3 protein-coding genes are annotated in these 2,775 nt (G+C 66.6%); all 3 read left to right on the plus strand.

The window, feature by feature from the left end; translation table 11 throughout:
- The coding region (gene leuC / locus QOI01_RS00060; protein WP_526377416.1) for a 3-isopropylmalate dehydratase large subunit at nt 1–1,393 on the plus strand (1,393 nt) is incomplete at its 5' end.
- A 9-nt stretch (nt 1,394–1,402) separates the two neighbouring features.
- Nucleotides 1,403–1,996 carry a 3-isopropylmalate dehydratase small subunit gene (gene leuD / locus QOI01_RS00065; RefSeq protein WP_526377418.1) on the plus strand — a complete coding sequence of 198 codons (594 nt, stop codon included), beginning with the start codon at nt 1,403–1,405 and terminating at the stop codon, nt 1,994–1,996.
- Nucleotides 1,997–2,198: 202 nt separating this feature from the next.
- Nucleotides 2,199–2,775: HU family DNA-binding protein (locus QOI01_RS00070; protein WP_526377420.1), on the plus strand; the 577-nt coding region annotated here is incomplete at its 3' end.

The following is a 2,775-nucleotide window of genomic DNA, read 5'->3' on the forward strand; positions in this document are numbered from 1 at the left end:
GGAGAAAGTCTGGGACGCGCACGTGGTGCGCTCGCAGCCGGGGGAACCCGATCTGCTCTATATCGATCTGCACCTCGTCCATGAGGTGACCAGCCCGCAGGCGTTCGACGGACTGCGGTTGGCCGGACGGACCGTCCGGCGAACGGATCTGACCATCGCCACCGAGGACCACAACGTTCCGACGATCGACATCGACAAGCCGATCGCGGATCCCGTGTCGCGCACCCAGGTCGAGACGTTGCGCCGCAATTGCAAGGAATTCGGCGTGCGCTTGTACCCGATGGGTGACGTCGAGCAGGGCATCGTCCACATCATCGGTCCACAGCTCGGACTCACCCAGCCGGGTACCACGGTGGTGTGCGGTGACAGTCACACCTCGACGCACGGCGCGTTCGGTGCGCTCGCAATGGGTATCGGCACCTCGGAGGTCGAGCACGTGCTCGCCACGCAGACGCTGCCGCTGCGCCCCTTCAAGACGATGGCCGTCAACGTCGACGGCGTGCTACCGCCCGGCACCAGCGCCAAGGACATCATCCTGGCGGTGATCGCGAAGATCGGCACCGGCGGTGGCCAGGGCTACGTGATCGAGTACCGCGGCAGCGCCATCGAGGCGCTGTCCATGGAAGGCCGGATGACGGTCTGCAACATGAGCATCGAGGCCGGCGCCCGCGCAGGCATGGTCGGGCCCGACGAGACGACGTTCGAATACCTGCGGGGCCGCCCGCACGCGCCCGCGGGCGCCGACTGGGATACCGCCGTCGAGGCGTGGACCCGCTTGCGCACCGACGAGGGCGCCGAATTCGACACCGAGGTGTACCTCGACGCGGCGACGCTCAGCCCGTTCGTCACCTGGGGGACGAACCCCGGGCAGGGCGTTCCGCTCTCCGCCACGGTGCCCGACCCCGAATTGATGTTCGACGAGGGGGAGCGCCAGTCGGCCGAGAAGGCGTTGGTCTACATGGACTTATCGCCGGGCACCGCAATGCGCGACATCGCCATCGACACCGTCTTCGTGGGTTCGTGCACCAACGGGCGCATCGAGGATCTCAGGGTCGTCGCGGACATCCTGCGTGGCAGGAAGGTCGCCGACGGGATGCGGATGCTGGTGGTGCCCGGGTCGATGCGGGTGCGGGCGCAGGCGGAATCCGAAGGCCTGGGCGAGATCTTCACCGCCGCGGGGGCGGAGTGGCGCCAGGCCGGGTGCTCGATGTGCCTCGGCATGAACCCCGATCAGCTCGCACCCGGTGAGCGGTGCGCGGCGACGTCGAACCGAAACTTCGAGGGACGCCAGGGCAAGGGCGGTCGTACTCACCTGGTTTCGCCTGCCGTCGCGGCGGCCACCGCCGTTCGCGGCACCCTGTCCTCACCGGCCGACCTGTCCGAGAATCGCTAGGAGACTGCCATGGAAGCCTTCCACGACCACACCGGAATCGGCGTCCCGCTGCGGCGGTCGAACGTCGACACCGACCAGATCATCCCGGCGGTGTACCTGAAGCGGGTCACCCGAACGGGTTTCGAGGACGGGTTGTTCGCGGCCTGGCGCAACGATCCGTCCTTCGTGCTGAACCTCCCGCCGTTCGACAGGGGCTCGGTGTTGGTGGCAGGCCCCGACTTCGGCACCGGCTCGTCGCGTGAGCACGCGGTGTGGGCACTGATGGATTTCGGATTCCGGGTCGTCATCTCGTCGAGGTTCGCGGACATCTTCCGCGGGAATTCGGGAAAGTCGGGTCTTCTGGCCGCCGAAGTCGCACAGGACGACGTGGAACTGCTCTGGAAGCTCATCGAGCAGCAACCCGGCCTGGAAATCACTGTGAATCTACGAGATCGAACCATTGCCGCGGGAACGGTCCTGTTGCCGTTCAAGATTGACGACTACACCGCATGGCGGCTGCTCGAGGGTCTCGACGATATAGGCCTTACGCTGCGGAAACAGGATGAGATCTCGGCGTTCGAGGAGCGCAGGCCAAGCTGGAAACCGCGCACTCTGCCGACCTGACAGCGGGCCACGGGGGGCCGAAATCGCGCCCCAGCAAGCCTGTTCTAGGACCCCCGTACCACTGCCGGTGTGGGGCAACCTGATTGCTGAGAATTCAGCAGCTATCCCTGAAATTGGGCGTGGCTCTTGGAAATCAGCGGTGTGAAGGTTTACCGTGGGCACTAGTCGGCTCAGAGTGGGCCACTGGCTTCGGAGGTTTTGCATGAACAAGGCAGAGCTCATCGACGTCCTCACGGACAAGTTGGGCACCGATCGTCGGCAGGCGACCGCCGCCGTGGAGAACGTCGTGGACACCATCGTGCGTGCCGTCCACAAGGGCGACAGCGTCACCATTACCGGCTTTGGCGTGTTCGAGCAGCGTCGCCGTGCCGCCCGCGTTGCGCGCAACCCGCGCACCGGAGAGACGGTCAAGGTCAAGCCAACGTCGGTCCCGGCATTCCGGCCCGGCGCTCAATTCAAGGCGGTTGTGTCTGGCGCACAGCGTCTCCCATCGGAAGGTCCAGCCGTGAAGCGTGGCGCAACGGCGGCCCCCGCCCGCAAGACGGCAGCCAAGAAGGCCGTGAAGAAGGCTGCCACCAAGGCTCCGGCCAAGAAGGTGGCCGCGACCAAGGCGCCCGCCAAGAAGGCGGCGCCCGCCAAGAAGGCGGCGCCCGTGAAGAAGGCCGCCGTCAAGAAGGCGGCGCCCGTGAAGAAGGCCGCGACCAAGGCACCGGCCAAGAAGGCCGCGACCAAGGCGCCGGTCAAGAAGGCCGCGACCAAGGCGCCGGTCAAGAAGGCCG

Source organism: Mycobacterium sp. (assembly GCF_032162605.1).
Taxonomy (GTDB): domain Bacteria; phylum Actinomycetota; class Actinomycetes; order Mycobacteriales; family Mycobacteriaceae; genus Mycobacterium.

Excerpts from the sequence above, each read along its gene's own strand:
- leuD (WP_526377418.1), top strand. The coding sequence starts at position 1,403 with ATGGAAGCCTTCCACGACCACACCGGAATCGGCGTCCCGCTGCGGCGG.